This is a genomic window from Streptomyces durocortorensis, assembly GCF_016901035.1.
Classification (GTDB): domain Bacteria; phylum Actinomycetota; class Actinomycetes; order Streptomycetales; family Streptomycetaceae; genus Streptomyces; species Streptomyces durocortorensis.
In genome coordinates, this window is the sequence record NZ_JAFEUF010000116.1 from 1 (window position 1) to 19,532 (window position 19,532).

Here is a 19,532-nt window from a genome sequence, read left to right on the forward strand (position 1 = left end):
GGCCGGGACGGCGGGCAGTACGGCGTCCGCGCCCGCCCGGGACCTCGGCGGGACCCGCAGGACGGTGGTGGGGCTTCCGTCCGCCGCCTCCAGGAGGTGGATGTCGGCGGTCGGTCCCCCGTCCTCGTCCCGGCCCGGGGTGATCGCCGTGCGACCGGTGTTGAGGTACACGTCCAGGCCGGTGAGGTCGGCGATGTCCGCGGCGCGGCGGACGGCGCGCTCCAGGCTCTCGCCCCCGGGTGCGGTGCCGGCGGGTCCGCCGGTGGCGGTGGCCACGTCGCACGCGAGGACGGTGATGCTGGTGAAGCCCGCGGCGGCCGGGTCCGGTCCGAGCAGACGTCCCACCGCCGCGCTGTCGGCGCCGGCGGGCAGGTCGTTCGCCCCGGCGACGGCGTAGCCTTCCGGCCCGCCGTGGGACGTCCAGAAGAAGGTGCCGGACGCTCCCGTGGCGGGGAGTGGACGCCGGTGGGCGACGCGTTCCTGGGCGGGTCCGCGGCTCCATTCCGTGTAGTGGGTGGCCTGGGGCAGGCGGCTGTAGAAGGGCTCGCGCAACGCCCAGTCGCGCCGGGTGAAGGATGCCTTGCCGACGGTCCTGCCGTCCGCCTCGATCTCCTGGACGACGATCTGCTGCGTGGCCGGCGCGGTCCCCTGCCCCTCCCACGGGGCATTCCAGTAGTCGTGCCGGGGGTAGGCACGGGTGGCCGTTTCCGAGAGGTCCGCGACGAGGCCGGAGTCCGCGTCGGAGTCCGTATCGGAGTACCCGTCGACATCCGACAGTTCGACGTCCGACAGGTCGGAGTCGGAGCGGCCGAGGTCGAACACGTCGTCCACCGCGTCCTCGAACACGGCCGGTGTGTACGGCACCGGGCCGGTCCGCGGCACCTCGGAGAGGCCGTCGGGCAGCGGGGTCGTCTCCTCCGCCACCTCGTGCAGCATCGGGGGCCGCCGGTAGGACTCGACGAGCCGTCGGCTGACGACGTCGAAACGCATGCCCGGCGGGTACAGCGCCTCCCCTTCCGACAGGTGCTTGAGGAAGGGGGCGGCGTCGCGGGCCGTGGAGTTCGCGACCTCGATCAGTCTGCGGTGCGACCGGGCGGGCACGGGCTTGTCGCTCAGCGCGAACTCGACGGCCTCCTCGATCTTCAGCGAGGTACTGCGGAAGAACGCCACCTCGATGGCGCCGTCGCCGTACAGGGGGCCGTTCAGCGCGGGCCGCTCGACGGGCCCGGGCGCACCCCGCTCGCCCCACCAGATGGTCCGGTCGACGGACGGCAGGATCTCCAGGGCCTCGATGGCCATGTCGATGTGGAGCCTCAGCTCGTCGTGGAGCCGGTCGGCCATCGCGTCCGCGCGGCGGCGCAGCGCGGCCAGGTCGGGGTGGGGGGTGTCGAGGTCGGGCAGCTCGGTGAGTTCGGCGTACAGATCCGCGAACTCGGGACGGCTGACCAGGGTGAGCGGCGGCATGTCCAGCTCCTCCTCGCGCGCCGACTCCAGCAGGTACTGCCAGCTGTGGAAACGCACCAGGTGACGGCTGACGCCCCGGCCCAGCCGCTCCCCGTTGAGCAGCGCCTTCATCAGCCGGTAGTCGTAGGAGCTGTAGAGGTACAGGGCCGTGATGTGGGCGGGCGTGAGCTGCCTGAGCGCGGCGGCGCCCCGGTCGCCGTACCGCTCCAGCCATGCGGCCATGGCCTGGAACCTGGGCGTGGGGAGGGACGGGAGCGCTCCGGCGAGCGCGGCGTCGGCCATCGTGACGAGGGCGTCGGGGACGTCCATCGTCCCGGTGAGCTCGTACGGGAAGGACATGCGGTGCTGGTAGAGCGCCTGGTGCGGCGGAACCAGGGCTGCGGGCGCCTTTCCGTCGTCCTCGCGCGGCAGCAGGCCGTCCTCCGTGAAGGCGCCCACGGTCCAGATGTGCAGCGCGGCCCCGTCACGTGTGGCGGCTCCACGCTCCTCGGCGGCGCCCATGCCGATCAGGTGAGAGGCGCGCAGCACCTCGTGCAGCGACTGGAGGTCGTACGGAATCGTCCAGGCGGCCACGGCGGCGCGGAACGGGGCGAGCAGCTCGGCCGGCAGGCCGAGTGCCGCGGCCACCCTCAGGAGGTGCAGCGCGGGCCCCCGCTCGCCGCCGACCCGGCGGAAGCCGCGGCTGTCGTGCACGGCGCGGTAGGCGCTGTCCCCGCCGAACCGCCCGCCGCCCTCGGTGAGCGCCTCGTGGACGGGGGTCGGCAGCCCCGGTCCGGCGTAGGACGCGTACACGAACGCCCGCATCAGCCCGTCCAGTGCCTCCGGGCCCGGCGGTTCGTCGAGCAGCCGCTCCAGCTCGGCGGCCGGGTCGTCGGGGGTCTCTTCCGGGTCGAAGAACGCGTGTGCCGCACGCTCTTCCCCGTTGCGGAGCGCGAGTTGGCCGTACAGCCCGCGCACCGCGAGCCCGGCGGCCTCGGCGAGCCGGGGGACCTCGCTCAGCGCCTCGGCGAGCGAGTCCTCCCAGTCGACGCTCGCCTGTCGCCAGGCGCGCTCCCGGTAGAACCCGGTGAACCGCGGTGTGCCCGGCGCCCCGGCGGGGCTCCAGGACGACACCGACCACGGCGTGCCCCGGTCGGCGTCGAGGTCGTCGAGCTCTTCGGGGGCGGCGTCCAGCACCCTGCCCTGGACGTTGAACTGTCCGGGTGCGGGGTAGCGGTACGCGGTGCGTCCGGCGGCGGACGTACCCGGGGTCGGGACACGGGGGCCCGTCCAGCCCACCGGATAGGCCGTGACCCACTCCGTGGGCTGCCCGTCGGCGTCCTCCAGCAGGTGCGGCAGCCCGTCGGACACCGCCACCCGGCCGGTGGGGAGGTGGACCGGCAGTCCCGCCCGGTCGGCGATGCGCTCGGCCCGCGCCCGGGCCTCCGCCCGGTTGCGGGGCACGTCGCCGGGGCCGCAGGCGAGCACCGTCACGCTGCCGAAGCCGCGCGTGCCGGCCGACCGCAGCAGCCGCCCGGCGTAGGAACCGTCGTCCGTCCGCCGGCCGCCGTCCTCGGTGGCGAGCGCGAGCCCGTCACCGCCGCCGTGCGAGGCGAAGAAGAACGTCCCCCCTGTCGTTCCGCCGCCGGGCAGCGCCCGGTGGGTGGGGACGGGCCTGCCGTCGGCGTCGCGTTCCCACGACACGAAGCCCGTGGCGTCGGCCAGGCGGCCGTACTCCTGCTGCCGTTCCGCCCAGTCGGCGTCGTCGAACGACGCGATGCCGATCGCGCTGCCGTCCTCTCGGTGTACGGTCCGCAGCACCGGTGCGCGAAGGGACGGCGTCTCCCGGGCGTCGGCCGGGGGCGCGATGCCGAAGAGCGCGTCGGGAGTGCCCGACGTCGTGCCGGTCGCGGCCGCCTCGGTGACGTCGATGCTCTCGTACGGCCGCGTAAGCGTGTCGCCGGGAACGACCGTCCGGGTGGTGACGTCGAAAGAGGCGCCCGGCGGGTACAGGACCTCGGTCTCCAGCGGCAGCACCACGAACGGGCTGACCTCCCGCGCGGTCGAGTCCGCGACATGGACCAGTCCGAGGTGCGAGTCGCCGGGGGCTCCCTTGCTCCGGTGCATGAAGCCGAGCGCTTCGTCCCGCTCCAGCGCCGTGCTGCGGAAGAAGGGCACGGTGATGCGGTTCCGCCCGTACACCGGCCCGTCGGACGGTGGCGCGCCCAGCGGCCCGGGCATTCCACGGTCGCCCCACCAGACGTCTCCGTGCAGCGGCGGCAGGATCTCCAGCGCCTCGACGACCATGTCGACGTGCGACGGAAGCTCCGCGAACACCGCGTCGGCCATCGCGTCCAGACGGCTCCTCAGGGCGGCCACCTCGGCGGTCCGTTCGCGGAGGTCGTCCACGTCCCACATGGCGTCGAACAGAGCGGTGAAACCCCGCTGCCGGCGCAGCGTCATCGGGAGCAGGTCGGCGGCTCCGACCTCCGCCATCTTGCTGGTCATCGTCCAGGCGTTGAGACGTACGAGTCGACGCCCCATACCCGCGCCGAACCGCTCGCCGTTGAGGAACGCCTTCATCAGACGGTAGTCGGCGCCGCTGTACAGGTGGATCGCCGTCAGATGGGCGGGCGACAGCCGTCGCAGCGCGTCCCGGCCCGCGTCGCCGTAGCGGTCGAGCCAGGCGAGAAGCGCCCGGTTCCGGGCGGTGTCCGGGCGCAGCGTGCCGGCGAGCGCGGCGTCGGCCAGGTGCGCGAGGTCATCGGGGAGGTTCAGGCCGCTGCGGGTGATGTCACGGCCGAACGTCATCCGCTCCGCGTACAGGGCGAGGTGCGGTGGGACCAAAGCCGCGGGACGGTCCGTCCGTCCTTCGCCCTCCGGGGAGCCCGCGGTGAGCGCGCCGGCCGCCCAGGTGTGGAGTCCGGCGCCGTCGCGCAGCGCGGTGTCGCGCTCCGCGGCGGTTCCCCCGCCGACCCGGTGGGAAGCGCGCAGGATCTCGTGGAGCGACTGGAGGTCGGCCGGGATCGCCCAGGCGATGAGTGCGTCGCGCAGGACGGTCAGGCTGTCCGGTGCCGCACCGAGCGCGGCGTAGGTCCGCAGGAGCCGTAGCGCGGGGCCCGCCTCGCCGCCCACGCGGCGCATTCCGCGGCTGTCGTGCACCTCACGGTAGGAACTGCCCGGCGTGTAGCGCCCCTGTCGGCCGGGCGGGCGGGCCAGGGTCTCGGCCGTCTCGCGGGGCAGGCCGTGGCCCGCGTGGGCCGCGTAGGTGAACGCGGTCATGAGCGCGGCGAGGGTGAGCGGCCCGGGCGGGGCGGTCAGCAGCCGCTCCAGCGCCGCGGCCGGGTCGCCCGGGGGTGCGTCCGGGGCGAAGAAGGCGCGCTGGGCAGCCTGCTCGCCGTGGCGCGCGGTGAGTTCGCCGGCCATGCGGGACACCGCGTCGCGCGCCGCCTCGGTGAGCCCTGCGGCGCGGCCCGTGTGCGCGGCGAACGCGAGCTCGAAGGCCGTACTGCGGCGCCGCCACTCCCGGTCGCGGTACAGGGCGGCGAACCGGGCCGTGCCGGGCGACCCGGCGGGACGCCAGGACCGTAGGGCCCAGGCCGGGCCGGTGGCGGCTGCGGGCACCGGTCCGGTGGCTGCGGGCGCCGCATCGGCGGGGTCGCGCCCCGGGGCGCCGTCCTGGTCCGCCGTGGACACCGGGGTGGCGTTGATGCGGACGGCGGACGGATAGGCGATGTCCGGTCGGCCGCTCTCCCCGTCGCGTTCCGCGGCACGACGAGGCGCGCCGGTCGTGAAGTGGAAGGTACCGGTGCCGGAGTCGTGCCGGGCCGAGTGGACCGGCCAGGCGGAGGGGCCGGCCTTGACCGCCCCGCCGGGCGTCCCCGTCACGGCGCCCTGGGCCGGCCGGGGCTTCCAGATGGTCCTGGTCCACTGCCCCAGCTTCTTCTCCCGCAGGGCGGTGATGCGCAGCGGGTCGAACGGGTCGTCCTCGATCAGGTCCAGTGGTCCGGAGTAGCCGAAGGCACTGCGGCCGGTGCGGTCGGTGAACGGCTGGGTCCGCCGCGCCTTGCCGTCCGTGAAGCCGGCCATCGGGAAGACGACGGGGACGTCGACGCCCGCGTCGGTCACCAGCGGAGCCAGGTCCAGCAGCGCCCACAACTCCTCGTCGGGAACGGGCAGCGGGGTGTGTCCGGGCAGGTGGATGACGATGCCGCCGTCGTCCGCCCGGGTCCCGGTCCAGATCACCAGGGACTTTCCGCCCGGCTCCGTGGACCTCCACTGGGCCGGGTGGGGAAGGGTGAGGACGTCGTTGCCGGCCTTGACCCGCGCGTACCACTGGTCGCTCTCCACGCCGTTCGGGGCGGGCCGTCCGCTCCAGTTGTAGCCGGTGGGCTCCGTCCCGTCGGTGAGAGTCTGCCGGAGGGCGCCCAGTTCGCGGAGGTGGTGGGCGGCGAGCTGGTGCGGGTCGGTGATGTCGATCCGGCGGGCGTGGGCCCGCACCGCCAGGAACGTCAGTTCCGCCGTCGTCGCGTCGCTCCACACCTCCGTGCCGGCGAGGTGGAGGGCGCGGCGGCCCAGGCCCTCCTGCTGCGCCGGGTCCAGGCGGAACAGGACCAGGTCGACGCCGGCCACCATCGCCCAGAAGGCGCGGGTGATGTCCTTGGGCCGCAGCGTGACGGGTTCGGGGAGGCCCACCGCGTCGCGGACCAGGTCCTCGCCCTGGCTGCCGGAGAGTTCGTCGACGGCGTACGTCAGGGGGGTGTCCGGCAGCATCCCGGAGAGCGTGCTGTCCGGCTGCCCGCCGATCAGCTGCCGGGCGGCGTCCAGGACGTCCCGGTAGGCGTCGCGGCCCGGGGTGTCACCGCCGACGCGCCGGGCGAGGAACGTCCACAGCTCCATCCGGAACGGGGTGAACCGCCGCATGCCGGGGTCGTTGGCGCGCAGGGTCTCCAGCGCGGCGATGCCCTTCAGCGCCCGCTCGTACCCGCCGCCCGGCACCCAGCGGTCGTCCTCCACGGCGTGGTCGAAGACCAGGCGCAGCGCGCGGACCAGCCGCAGCACGGTCGCCCGGACCTCCGGCGGCACGGTGCCCGGGTCGCCGTGCAGGCCCGCGATCACGGCCAGGCGGTCCAGTTCGGCGTCGGTCGGCTCCGGCCGGACGCGCACCAGGCGGCCGACCACCCCGCCGGGGGTGTCCTCCAGCATGAAGGAGTCGTCGCCCAGCCCTGCCGTATGGGTGGGCCCCTCGACGTCCAGCCGACTGGCGTTGGCCGTGTGCTGGATGAGGGACACCTCGTCCAGCGGGTCCTCCACGGGCCGTACCGGGCGGCCCTCCTGCGGTTGGTCGAGGGGATGGCCCGGCGATGCCGAGTAGCAGACCTGGAGGCCGATCCGGTGGCCGGGCGGCAGCTCGCGTACCTCGCGCAGTCCGCCGATGTAGCGCCCGCCTTCGGCCGCGGTCAGCATCACCGTCGAGCCGTCGCGCAGGACGATCTCCAGCGTGCCGGGATAGCCGTGTCCGTAGTACGTGTAGACCGCGGGGTCCAGGGTGTACGGCTCGGTGCTGACGACCTGGTCACCCAGGGTGGTGGCCGCGTAGTGGATCCGCTGCCGCCGGTGGAAGAGCCCCCGCAGGAGCCTCTCGCGCTGGTCCAGGTCGTCGCCGACCGACACCCTGCCGTACCGCTCCCGGCGGTCGAAGACCAGGGGCCGGGTCGCCACGTCGCTGTCGCGGAAGGTCCTGCCCTCGATCGAGGTCCACTGCCGGTCCACGAAGGGCGCCGACGCCGCGGGCGGGTCGAACGGCACCCAGTCGCCGTGCCAGCCGGCGGGGTCGTGGACCGTCATCGTCGGGATGCGCGCCTGGAGCGCCGAGTCGTGTCGGAGCCGCCCGTCGCCACTGGGGGCCCACACCCGGCGGCCGAGCCGGCCGGCGACCGCGCGCACCAGGTCCAGGTACTGCGCTCCGGCGTACGGGATCGCCAGGACCACCGGCACGTGGGGCGGCAGCGCGGGCAGTTCCGGATCGGCGGCCAGCTTCTCCGCGAACGCCTCCGGGGTCAGGCCCTGGGCGTCGAGGGCGCGGTCACCGACCAGATAGGCCTCGCTCCCCCAGGGTGCGGGCTCGTCCGGCTCCCGGGCGGCCTGTCCGTCCACGGCCTCCCGTACGCGGTCGGTGCGCACCCGGTCGGTCCAGGCGCCCGTCAGATCGCGTCCGAGCACCTTCCCGGCGTCGTCCCGCAGCACGGTGGCCGGGTCCTGGAAGGGGTCCGTCCCCAGGTCGGCCGGGGACGGCGGCCCGAAGAAGGCCGGCTGGTCCTGGCCGGTCGCGGTGGCGGCGGTGAACCGGCGGGCGGCGGCGGTCCATCGGCCCGGGGCGTTGGTCGCCGGGTCCGGCAGGGCGACGATGCCGAGCGGGTTCTTGGGGCTCGGGGCGGTGAGCGCCATCGGGGCGCTGTAGCCGTAGGCCGGGCGGCCGGTGCGCTGCGAGAACCGCTGCACCAGCTCCGGGCTCAGCGCCCCCGGTCCGGTGGTGAGGAACAGCACCGGGATACCGAGAGAGACCGTGCGCAGCGCGGGCGCCAGGTCCAGCAGGGCCAGGAACTCGTTCTCCGGTACGGGGACGGGTGCGCGGCCGGGGAGGTGGAGGACGGGGGTGCCGGTCGGGTCGACCTCGATGACGTTGAGCAGGGGCATGGGCTTGCCGGGGCCGGCCCATTCAGGTGTGAGCTGGTGGGAGGCCGTCCCGTCGGGCCGGCGCAGGGTGCTCCAGTCGATCCCGGCGGGGGCGTTGGCGCCGGACCAGTTGACACCCTGGATGTTGGGTCCCTGCCGCAGCACGGCGGCCGGGCCGAAGGCACCGCTCTCCGCCAGGTGGAACGCGGCGAGCAGGTCGTGGTCGGTGGCGTCCATGCCCTGGGCGATCGCCTTGGCCGACACCGCCCAGACGGCTTGCTGCTGGTTCCGGCCCCAGGTGGCGGCGGGGTCGAGATGGAGGACCTTGCGGCCCATGGATGCACGGGCGCCGGAGGTCATCAGGCGGAAGAGCTGGGCGGCCCGGGCCGTGGCCCACAGCGTGGACGCCACGTGGCGCGGGGTGAAGGGAGCCTGGGGTGGCAGCGACTGGACGTGGCGGATCGCCTGCTCGCCCGCGTCCGCCAGTTGCGTCAGCGTGATCTGGAGCGTGGGTGACGGCACGGCGTCGGTGAGGCGGGCGTCGGGGTCGGCCGTGATGCGGGCGGCCGCGTGGTCGAGAAGGGCCTGGTATCCGGCAAGGTCCGGTTCCCGGCCGGTGTGTTCGCGGACGAAGAAGTCGAGCAGGTCGCTGCGGAACGGGGTGAAGGTGTTGAGGGCGGGGTCGTTGGCGCGCAGGCGCTCCAGTGCGCCGATGCTGCGCAGTGCGCGCTCGTAGCGGCCGCCGGGGGTGGCCCGGTCGTCCTCGACGGCGTCGCCGAACACCGCCCGCAGGGCGCGTACCAGCCGGAGCGTCGCCTCCCGGGTCTCGGGCGGCACGTCGCCCGGGGCCCGGTGCAGTCCGGCGACGCCCGCCAGCCGGTCCAGCTCCCCGTCGAGCGGTTCGGGGCGGCGCAGCACGCGGCGGCCGTGTCCGCCGTCGGCCGCGCCCATGATGAAGCGCCGGGTGTCGTCCATCCCGGTCATCCGGGTGGAGCCTTCGGTGTCGCGGCGGGTCAGATTGGCGACGAGCTGGTCGAGCGGGACGTCGCCCAGCGGGTCGTCGACGTGCGGGACGGGGGCGAACGACGGCTGCGGCCGGGCGGGGTCGCCGTCCGAAGAGCTCCAGCAGACCTCCAGGTGCATGCGGTGGCCCGGCGGCAGTTCGCGGACCTCGCGCAGGCCCGCGATGTACGCGGCCGCGTCGTGCTTGCCCAGCCAGACGGTCCGGCCGTCGTGGAGCGGCAGCTGCATCCGGCCAGGTTCACCGTGGCCGGCGTAGGCGTAGACGGCCCCGTCCATGGAGACCGGTTCGGAGGCGGTCTCCTGGGCACGGGTGCCGGCGGGCGTCCAGTGGACGAGCCGTCGCATCCTGCGCAGGGCGCGGAAGTTGCGCTCGCGCCGCCGCAGCGCGTCTCCCCGGTGGACGGCGATCCGGCCGAACCGCTGGTGGTTCTCGTCGGCCAGCGGACGGGTGACGACGTCGCTGTCGCGGAACACGGTGCCGTCCAGCGCCCTCCACGTCCGGTCCTCGTGCGGTCCGGCGGTCGGCGACGGGGCGACGGACACCCAGGACCCGACCGGTGCGTCGGGGTCGGAGTCCATCGTCACCAGGACGTGCGCGTCCCCCGTGCCGTCGGGGACGATCCGGCCCACGCCGCTCGGCCCCCACACGGTGCGGCCCAGCCGGTCGGCCACCGCCCGGAGCGTCTCCAGGTAGCGGTCCCCGGTGTACGGGACGGCGAGGACGACGGGCACGTCCTTCGGGAGCTTCGCCAGCTCCGGGTCGGCGGCCAGCGCGTCGGCGACCGCCTCCGCGTCCAGGACCCGGCCGTCCGCCGTCCGCACCCGGCCGTCCTCGCCGTCGGCGGTGACGACGTAGGCGGTGTCCGGCCAGGGTGCGGGGCCGGTCGCGACGACCTTCGGTGCGGTGCCGGGCCGGCTCTCGATGGTCCGCAGGCTTCCCGGGAGGACACGGCTGACGTTCTTCGCGGTCCAGTTGCGGCCCTGCGCGGCACCGGAGGGTCCGGTCAGCAGGGTGTCCGGCGCGAGCAGTGGATCGTTCGGCCCGGTGAACGCGCCGGTGGCCGGTGGCGGCGCGGCGACGGTCGGCGCGGCGACGGGTGCGGTGTCGACGGGGGCGAAGAAGTCCGGGCCGGCGACGGCCGTGTCCCAGGCGCGCACGCTGTGGTGCTGCGGGGTGATCGCCATCCCCGACAGCTCCAGGTCGACCCCCACCGATCCGGCGGCGGAGAGCAGCAGGAACTGCAACGCCACCGGCAGCGGCGGTTCGGCCTGCCCGTTCGCGGTGAAGTACGCGCTGACCGCCGTCCGCAGGTCGCTCCAGCTGAGCGGGCCCGTGAAGCCGTTGGCCGCACGGGTCTGCTCCAGGGACCAGAAGCCCCGCAGCAGCGCTTCGAACGCGGTCGCGTCGTTCTCCAGCAGGGGGCCGTAGACCAGCCGGACCGCCCGGACCCAGCGGCGTACGTCCGGCGCCCGGCCCCGGTCGCCGGTGATCCGCTCGGCCCACCGGCCGAGTTCGGCGGTCGACGGCTCGGGACGGAACCCGGCCCACCAGTCGCCCTCGGCCAGCTGCCAGCGCGGCCCGGCCAGCTGGTCGGCGGGCACGAGCAACGCCTCCGCTCCGCTGCCGGGGGCCCAGACCCAGCGGTCCAGGCCGTTGGCCAGTTGCTGGCCGGCCACCGGGGTGTCCAGCGGGTCGGCGGGCGGCGGGCCCGCGAGATCGGCCCCCGTCACGAGGACCGGCCGTTCCGGGGCCAGCGCGGTGAGGTCGCCGTCCACGGCGTACAGGAAGTCCACGATGCGGGCGTAGGCGAACGCCGCGTCGGTGCCGTCGGCCAGCGCGAGGAGCGCGCCGCCGGGGCCGCCGCGCAGCCCGACCAGGTACGCGTCCTCGAACGGCAGGGCCTGGACGGGGCTTTCGAGCGGCACCGGGCCCGGCCGCAGGTAGGTGAAGCCTGTCACCTGGGGCAGCAGGCCGTAGTGCTGCCGCAGTCCGTCCTGCCAGGCGGCCAGCGGCAGGGAGGACGTGCCCACCGGGATGTCCTGTGCGTCGCGGTGCCGGATCACCATCACGCGGTCCAGGAGGACGCGGGCGCCGTCCGTCGCGACCACTTCCGCGTACCAGGGCATGACCGGCGGGGTCTGCGCCGGGTCGGTGAGGACGGCCAGGGCGCCGCGTGCCGCGTCGAAGAAACCCCGGGCCTTCGTCCGGCCGCCCGGGGGGATGTTCGGCAGCAGCGCGTACGCCTCGGTCAGCGCGGCCCGCAGGGCCTGGTACGCGGGGTGGCCGTCGTACAGGGGCCGGCCCAGCGCGTACTCGCCCAGCGCCAGGGAGATGCTTCGGCTGTCCCACTCGGTCAGCGGCCTGCGGGTGCCACCGCCCACCTGCGGGATGCCGGATCGCGCCGCCACCATCAGGAAGCCCGCGACGCCCTGCACCACCGGGTTGTCCACGATCCGCCGGACGGACTCGCGCAGCACGTCCTCGGGCAGCGGCGCCCGGGACCGCAGGGCGCGCTCGTAGGCGGCGCGGCCGAACGCGGACAGTTCGGTGACGGCGCGCTGGATCTCCTCGGGCGTCATGAACTGGCCGGTGTAGCCGAAGTGCCGCAGCTCGGCGAGGACCAGGGGGACGGCCAGCCGGCCGTCGTCGGTGTCCAGGACCGGGTAGTCGCCGTCGTCCATGCCGACGGCGTAGCGCTGGCTGACGGGCTCGCCCTGGGACGTGCGGCCGGTGAGGACGGCGGTCCAGTGCTCGCGGGGCGTCGGCACCTCCGTGCCGGCGGTGTCGAAAAACGCGGGGTCGGCGGGCAGATGGGGCGTCAGCCGCTGCCGGAAGAAGCCCAGCAGTCGTCCCAGCTGCTCGGCTGCGTCGGCGGAGAGCTGGTCGTGGTGGTCGTTCAGGAACGCCCGGGTGCCGGGTCGCAGCGCCCGCAGGATCCGGTCCAGGGCGTTGCGGGAGGCGGCGGGCAGGAGGTTCTTGATCAGCTCCGGGTCGGTGCCCGGCGGGCGGGCGTTGTCGAAGACGTCGCCGACCGGCGCGGCCACGACGTTCTGGAAGCCCAGCCATCCGTAGCCCCACACCTCGTCGACCTCGGGGATCGCCGCGAGGAACGGTGCGATGTGGCTCTCCACGGAGATCGTGCCGAGGAGCTGGTTCGCGTAGGTCGCGGTGAGCGACTGGCCGAAGTTGCGGGCGACGGCGACGGCCATCTCGAACTTGGGGACGGTCAGCCGCTGGTGGGCGATGTCCTGGAGCTCCCGGAGGCCGACGGTGGGGTAGCCGAGGGTCAGCTGCCCGTAGGCGGTCCAGTCGAAGCCCTCGGGGGCGGGGTTGACCTTGGCCGTCAGCCCGGTCTCGGTGAACGTCCAGCCGCCGAGCGGGCCCAGCATCTCGGTGAGCGGGACGGCGACCTGGCGCTCGTCCGGCAGCCGTCCGGCGGCGCGCGCCCGCTGGAGCTGGGCCATGCCCTCCTCCTGGGTCTGCCGGCGCTCGCCGGGGAGGACGGCCATGGGGTCGAGGACGAACTCGCCGATGGCGAAGTTCCTGCGGACCGGGCGCGGCTGCCCCGGGGGCACCTGCGGCTCGTTGACGTGGAGGAGGCCGTCGGCCGTCATCCAGAAGCCCCGGCTGTCGGTGACGAGCGTGATGCCGGGGCCGTGGGCGAGGACGAGCGTCGAGGTGAGGCGGCCGGGCAGGTCGAGGAAGAGGTCGCGGCGCTCCTCGACCTCCAGTCCGATGGCGCCGTAGCCGGGCTCGACCGGCGCGTCCAGAACGGCGTGGGCCGTGGAGGAGGACGGGGCGAACTCGGGGAGAGCGTGTTCCAGGGCCTGCCCGCCGGGTCCGACGACGACGGCACGGGCGTCGGACGCCGCGACCGCGGGCGGGAGGAGGGACACCTGCCGGCCATGGCCGGCCGAGAGGTCCACCCACACCACACCGCCGCCGCTGAGGTGGTAGGCCGCCCAGGCGTGCCCGGGGGCCGCTCCCTGGCGGTGGGCCAGGACGAGGGCCACGGTGCCCGGCCCCTGGGCGGTGACCGCTCCGGCCACCGCGTCCCACGACCGGACCCGGTGCCACCCGGGGCCCATCACCAGGGACGACTCCGTGGCAGGGACGCCGACCGCCGTGTCGTCCACCGTCCGCGCCGGGCGCACGCCCTGCGGGTACAGCTCGGCACGGAGTGTCCCCAGGAGCACCAGGCAGCGTTCGACCGTCAGGCCGCGCACCGGTTCCGGGCTCGTCACCCGGCGGACCAGCGCGGTGAGTCCGGCCCGGTCGAGCGGCGGTCCCACGGTGATCTCGGCCCCGGTCAGGCTGCGCGGCGTGGTGAGCGCGGTGGTGGCCGGTTCCGTGTCCGGTACGGGGGTGAGCCGCGCGGCCGGCTTCGGGGAGGAGAACAGGGCGTCGCCGTACGGGGCGGTCACCAGGACGCTGGAGTTCAGACCCTGCAGCCATGCCTTGCGCCAGGCACCCGGCCGGCCGCTCGTGGTCTCGGGCCGTCCGATCAGCCGCAGCGGGGCCGCGGTGGCAGCGGGCTGCGGGGCGGCCGTGGCAGCGGTCGGGATGGCCGTGGCACCGGGCGGGATGGTCGGGGCCACCGTCAACGCGCCGCTGTACGCCCAGCCGTTGCGGGCGGTGCGGTTGGAGAACGCCTCGGAGAGTGCGGCGGCGCGTCCCGTGCCGCTGCCCGCACCGGAGAGCACGAACACGACGGGGACCCCGAGCGCGACGGTGCGCAGCGGCGGGGCCAGGTCGAGCAGGGCCAGGAACTCGCGGTCGGCGACGCGGAGGGGCCGCATGCCCGGCAGGTGGAGGACCACGAAGCCCTCGGCGTCGGTGTCGGTCCACGCCACCATGGCGTCCGCGGGTTCGCTCTCGGCGGCCCACGGCGCGCGGAAGTGCTGGAGGGACGCGCCGTCGGCACCGGTGTCCTGACGGCCGACGGCCCGCAGGTCGATCCCGCCGGGCGCCGGGCTGCCGCTCCAGTTGAAGCCCTGGAAGCCCTCCCCGGAACGCAGTTGGTGGGCGGGGCCGAAGGCTCCCTTGGAAGCGAGGTGGAAGGCGGACAGCGTGAAGAAGTCCGCCGGGTCGAGTCCGGCCGCGATGGCCTGGGCCGTCAGCACGTACAGGTGCTGTTTCCGTGCCGGGGCCCACTCCTCGTCGGGGAACACGTGCAGGACCCGGCGGCCCAGCTTCTCCGTGAACGCGTCGTCCCGGCCCGCCATCTGCTGGGCGGCGCCCGCCATCGCCCAGAAGGCCTGGGTCACGGCGCGTTTGGTCACCGGTACGTTCTCGGGCTGCCGCAGCACGTTCCGTACGAGCGGGGCGCCGAACTGGGTGACCTGCCGGATCGCGTGCTGGATCGCCGGATCCCCGATGGCTTCGCCGAGGGGGGCCTCCGGCTTCTGCGCCAAAAGGCCGGCGGCCAGGTCCAGGACCTTGCGGTAGTCGTCGGGGCCCGGGGTCTTTCCGCCCACCCGCTGGGCGATGAAGGTCCACAGCTCCATGCGGAAGGGGGTGAACCGGCTCAGTGCCTGGTCGTTGGCGCGCAGGGTCTCCATCGCGCCGATGCCCCGGAGCAGCCGCGCGTGCTGGGCCTGGTCCTGTTCGGCCTCGGGGCCGAAGACGATGCGCAGGGCCCGCACCAGCCGGAGGGTGGTCGCGCGCACCTCCGGCGCCGCCTCCGCGTCCCCGGTGTGCAGGCCCGCGGTGCGGGCCATCGCGTCCAGCTCGTGCGGCAGGGGCTCGGGGCTGACCCACCTGCGGCGTCCGGCGACTCCACCGGGGGCGTCGTGCAGGATGTGCGCGTCGGTGTGGAAGCCGCTGCTCATCAGCGACCCCTCGGTGACGCGGCGGCTCACGTTCGCCGTGTGCTGGGCGAGCGAGACCTCCTCCAGCGGGTCCTGGACGGCGGGCGCGGGACGGTTGTCCAGCTGGGGCAGGGCCGGGTTCCCCGGCGCGTCGCTCCAGCAGACCTCCAGCTTCATCCGGTGGCCCTCGGGCAGTTCGGCGACCTCGGGCAGTCCGCCGATGTACCGGCCGCCGTCCTCCGCGCTCAGCCACACCGTCCGGCCGTCGCGCAGGGCGAGTTGCAGGCCGCCCGGCAGCCCGTGGGCGACGTACACGTACGACGCCGGGTCCGGGGTCCGGGACTCCTCGCTGATCAGCGCGGTCCGACTGCCCGACGCCATCAGGTGGACCAGTTTCTTGGCGCGCTGGTAGGTACGCATCAGGGTCTCGCGGCCCCGGACGTCGTCGCCGTGCGACATCCGGCCGAACCGCTCGTCCCGGTCGGAGACCAGGGGCCGGGTGAGGACGTCGCTGTCGCGGAAGGCCGTGCCGTCGAGCGCCGTCCAGGCGCGGTCCGGGAGCGGTGCGGCCTTCTTCGTGGGCCGGAACGGCACCCAGGAGCCGAGGGGTTGGTCCGCGCCGTGGTCGATGAGCGCCGGAACGTGCTCGCGCTTCTTGTTGCGCACCAGTCGGCCGTCGCCGCTGGGGGCCCACACGGGACGCTCCAGCAGGTTGGCGACCGCCCGCAGGTAGGCCAGGTACTGCTCGTTGGCCAGGTGCGGGACGACCAGGACGACGGGGACGTCCTTGGGCAGCTTCGCCAGCTCGGGGTCGGCGGCGAGTTCGGCCGCCAGCTGCTCCGCGTCCAGCGTGCGCCCGTCGGGGAACCGCACCCCGTCCGGGCCGCTTCCGCCCCAGACGACGTACGCCGAGTCGCCCCACGGTGCGGCCCGGTCCTCGCCGGCCTTCTCCTTGGGCGGGGCGCCCGCCTCCTCCTCGTACACCCGGACGCGTCCGATGCGCAGCTGGCGCACCTTCTCGTCCGTGAGATTGCGGCCGCGCGGGGCGCCCGAGGCGTTCGTCATGAGCGTCGCGGGCGACAGGAGCGAACCGGCCGGGGGCTGCCCCTGGTCGCCGACGCTCAGGGAGCCGATGTCCGGCAGTGCGCCGGACTTCTGGTCCGACGGGCTGAAGACGATCAGGTCGCCCGTGCCGGCGGCGGCCGCGGGGGCGTTGGTCTGCCGGGCGGCGCGGGTCCAGGTGCCCGGCGTCTTCGTGGCCGGATCGGTCAGCGCGAGGATGCCGAGCGGGGTGGCGGGGTCGCCGGAGGAGAGCATCATCGGCGCGCTGTAACGGTACGCGGGCCGTCCGGTGCGCTCGGAGAACCTCTGGACCAGCTGGGGGCTCAGGGTTCCCGGGCCGGTGGTCAGGAACAGCACCGGGTGCTTGAGCGGGAGAGTGCGCAGGCCGGGATCCCGCTCCAGCAGGGCCAGGAACTCGGTCTCGGACACGGGCAGGGGCGCGCGGCCCGGCAGGTGCAGCACGATCCGTCCGGCCCCGTCGACCTCCACGACGTTCAGTACCGGCATCGGCTTGTGCGGGCCGGTCCAGGCCGGCTGCACCGAGGCCATGCTGCTGCCGTTGGACCCGAACGTCATCTGCCGCACGCTGCCCCAGTCGACCCCGGCGGGCATGGGGGTGCCGGACCAGTTGATCCCCTGGTCGTTCGCACCCTGCCGGAGCACCGCGGGCAGGGAGAACGCGCCGCTCTCCGCGAGGCCATAGGCCGCCATGACGTCCTGGTCGCCGGCGTCCACGCCCTCGGCGATCGCCTTGGTGAGCAGCGCCCACAGCGACTCCTGCCGCGACCGGTCCCAGGCGGTGGCGGCGTCGAGGTGGAGGATCCTGCGGCCCATGGCCTCCCGGGCGGTCGGCGTCAGCGGGCGCAGCAGCCGGGCCGCACGGGTGGTGGCCCACAGGGTCGAGGCGACCTGCCGGGCGGTGAACGGCGCCGGGGCGGGCAGCGACTGCACGTGGCGGATCATCTGCTCGCCGTTGTCCGCCAGTTGCTTGAGGGCGATCTCCAGCGACGGTGCGGACACCGCGTCGGTGAGTCTGGCGTTCTCGTCGTCGGCGATCCGCTCCGCGGCGAAGTCGAGCAGTTCCACGTACCCCCGCTTGTCGGGGGCCCGGCCGGTGTGCTCCTGGACGAAGAAGTCCAGCATGTCGAGCCGGAACGGGGTGAGGTGGGAGATCGGCCCGTCGTTCGCCCGCATCCGCTCCAGCGCGACGACGCCCTTCATGACGCGCTCGAACCGGCCGTCCGGCCCGCCGCGGTGGTCCTCGAACGTGGTGCCGAAGACGCTGCGCACCCCCCGGAGCAGCCGCAGCATCGTCTGCCGCGTCTCCGGGGAGACCGGGTCCGGACCGCGGTGCAGTCCGAAGTCCCGGGCCAGGGCGTCGAGTGCGGGTCCGAGCGGTTCGGGGCGGCGCAGGACCCTGCCGCCCCGCTGGCCGGTCGCGGAGGCCAGGGCGATGCGGTGGGTGTCGTTGAAGCCGGTCTGGCGGAGGGAGCCGTCCGTCTCCCGGCGGGTGAGGTTGGCCACCAGCTGGTCGAGCGGCACGTCGTCGAGGGGGTCGTCCACGTGGGGCGTGTCGCCCAGCGAGGGGTACTGCCGACGCGGGTCGCCGTCCGAGGAGCTCCAGCAGACCTCCAGGTGCATGCGGTGGCCGCGCGGCAGATTGCGTACCTCGGGCAGGCCCACGATGTACGCCGCCGCGTCCGCCTTCTCCAGCCACACCGTTCGGCCGTCGCGCAGCGGAAGGTTCATCCGGCCCGGTGCGCCGTGTCCGGCGTAGACGTGGACGGCCGCGTCCGTCGTGACCGGCTCCGAACCGACCGGCTCGTTCTCGGTGCCCGCGTCGGTGCCCTCGGGGAGCCGGTGGGACAGCTCCCGCAGTTCGAGGAAGCGGCGCAGCCGCTGCGCCCGCCGCCGCAGGCCGTCCTTCTGCTCGACGGCCAGCCGCCCGAAGTGCCGGTGGTCCTCGTCGGTCAGCGGCACGGTGAGGACGTCGCTGTCGCGGAACACGGTCCCGTCCAGGGCCGTCCACGTCCGGTCGAGGTAGGACCCGATCGCGGTCGAGGGCTCGACCGACACCCAGTCGCCGACCGGGGCGTCCGCGTCGCGGTCCAGCAGCGCGAGGACGTGGCCGCCCGACCCGTCGGGGACGGCGCGTCCCATCCCGCTCGGCCCCCACACGGTGCGGCCCAGCCGGTCGGCCACGGCCTGCAGGGTCTGCTGGTACCGGTCGCCGGTGTACGGGACGGCGAGGACGACGGGCACGTCCTCCGGGAGCTTCGCCAGGTCCGGGTCGGCGGCCAGCGCGTCGGCCACCGCCTCCGGGCCGAGTTCCCGGCCGTCCGGCAGCAGCACCCGGCCGTCCTCGCCGTCGGCGATCACCACGTACGCGGTGTCCGGCCACGGTGCCGGGCCGGTCGAGACGACCTTCGCCGCGGTGTCCGGCCGCTTCTCCAGGGTCCGCACCGTGCCCGGGAGGACCCGGTCGACCTTCGCCCGGGTCCAGTTGCGGCCCTGGGTGCTCCCGGACGGGCCGGTGATCCTGGTCTGGGGATCGAGCACGGGGTCGCTCGGTCCGGCGAATGCGTCCGACGCCGTGGCGGGGGCGGGTGCGAGTGCGGCCGGTGCGGTCGGCTGTCCGGCGGGCGCCGGGGCGAAGAGGGACATCTCCTCGTCCTGGTCGGTGACGTCCTCGACGACGCCACCCGGGGTGGCCGTGTCCCAGGCGCGCACGCTGTGGTGCTGCGGGGTGATCGCCATCCCCGACAGCTCCAGGTCGAGCCCGACCGCTCCGGCGGCGGACAGCAGCAGGAACTGCAGCGCCACCGGCAGCGGCGGTTCCGCCTGCCCGTCGGCAGTGAAGTACGCGCCGATCACGGTCCGCAGGTCGCTCCAGGTGAGCGGGCCCGTGAAGCCGGCGGACGCACGCGTCCGGTCCAGCGCCCAGAAGCCGCGCAGCAGCGTAGCAAGAGCGTCGCCCTGGTCGTCGACGGTGGGTCCGTAGACCAGCCGGGCCGCCCGGACCCATCGCAGGACGTCGGGGGCCCGGCCGCGGTCGCCGGTGATCTGCTCGGCCCACCGGGCCAGTTCGGGGGTCGACGGCTCGGGACGGAACCCGGCCCACCAGTCGCCCTCGGCCAGCTGCCAGCGCGGCCCGGTCGGCCCGTCGCCCGGGGCGAGGACGGGTTCGATGCCACGGCCGGTGGTCCAGATCCAGTGGTCCAGGCCGTTGGCGAGCCGCTGACCGGCCAGGGGCGTCTCCAGTGGGTCGGCGGACGGCGGGCCCGCCAGGTCGGCCCCCGTCACCACGACGGGCCGGTGGGGGGCCAGCGCGGTCAGATCGCCGTCGACCGCGAACAGGAAGTCCACGATCCTCGCGTAGTCGACGACGGCGTCGGAGCCGTCGGTGCGGTCCAGCGCCGGGGGGGGGGGGCCGCCGCCGCGGCCGCCCCGGGGCGCGGCGTGGGACGGCGGGGTGAGGGCCGGGCGCTCCCCGGGGCCCCGGGCGCGGCCGCCGGGTG

1 protein-coding gene is annotated in these 19,532 nt (G+C 74.9%); it reads right to left on the minus strand.

Annotated elements, in window-relative coordinates; genetic code table 11:
* Positions 1 to 19,532, minus strand: a 19,532-nt coding sequence (locus tag JS521_RS21225) for a lonely Cys domain-containing protein (RefSeq protein WP_239487601.1), incomplete at both ends; no start/stop codon positions are given.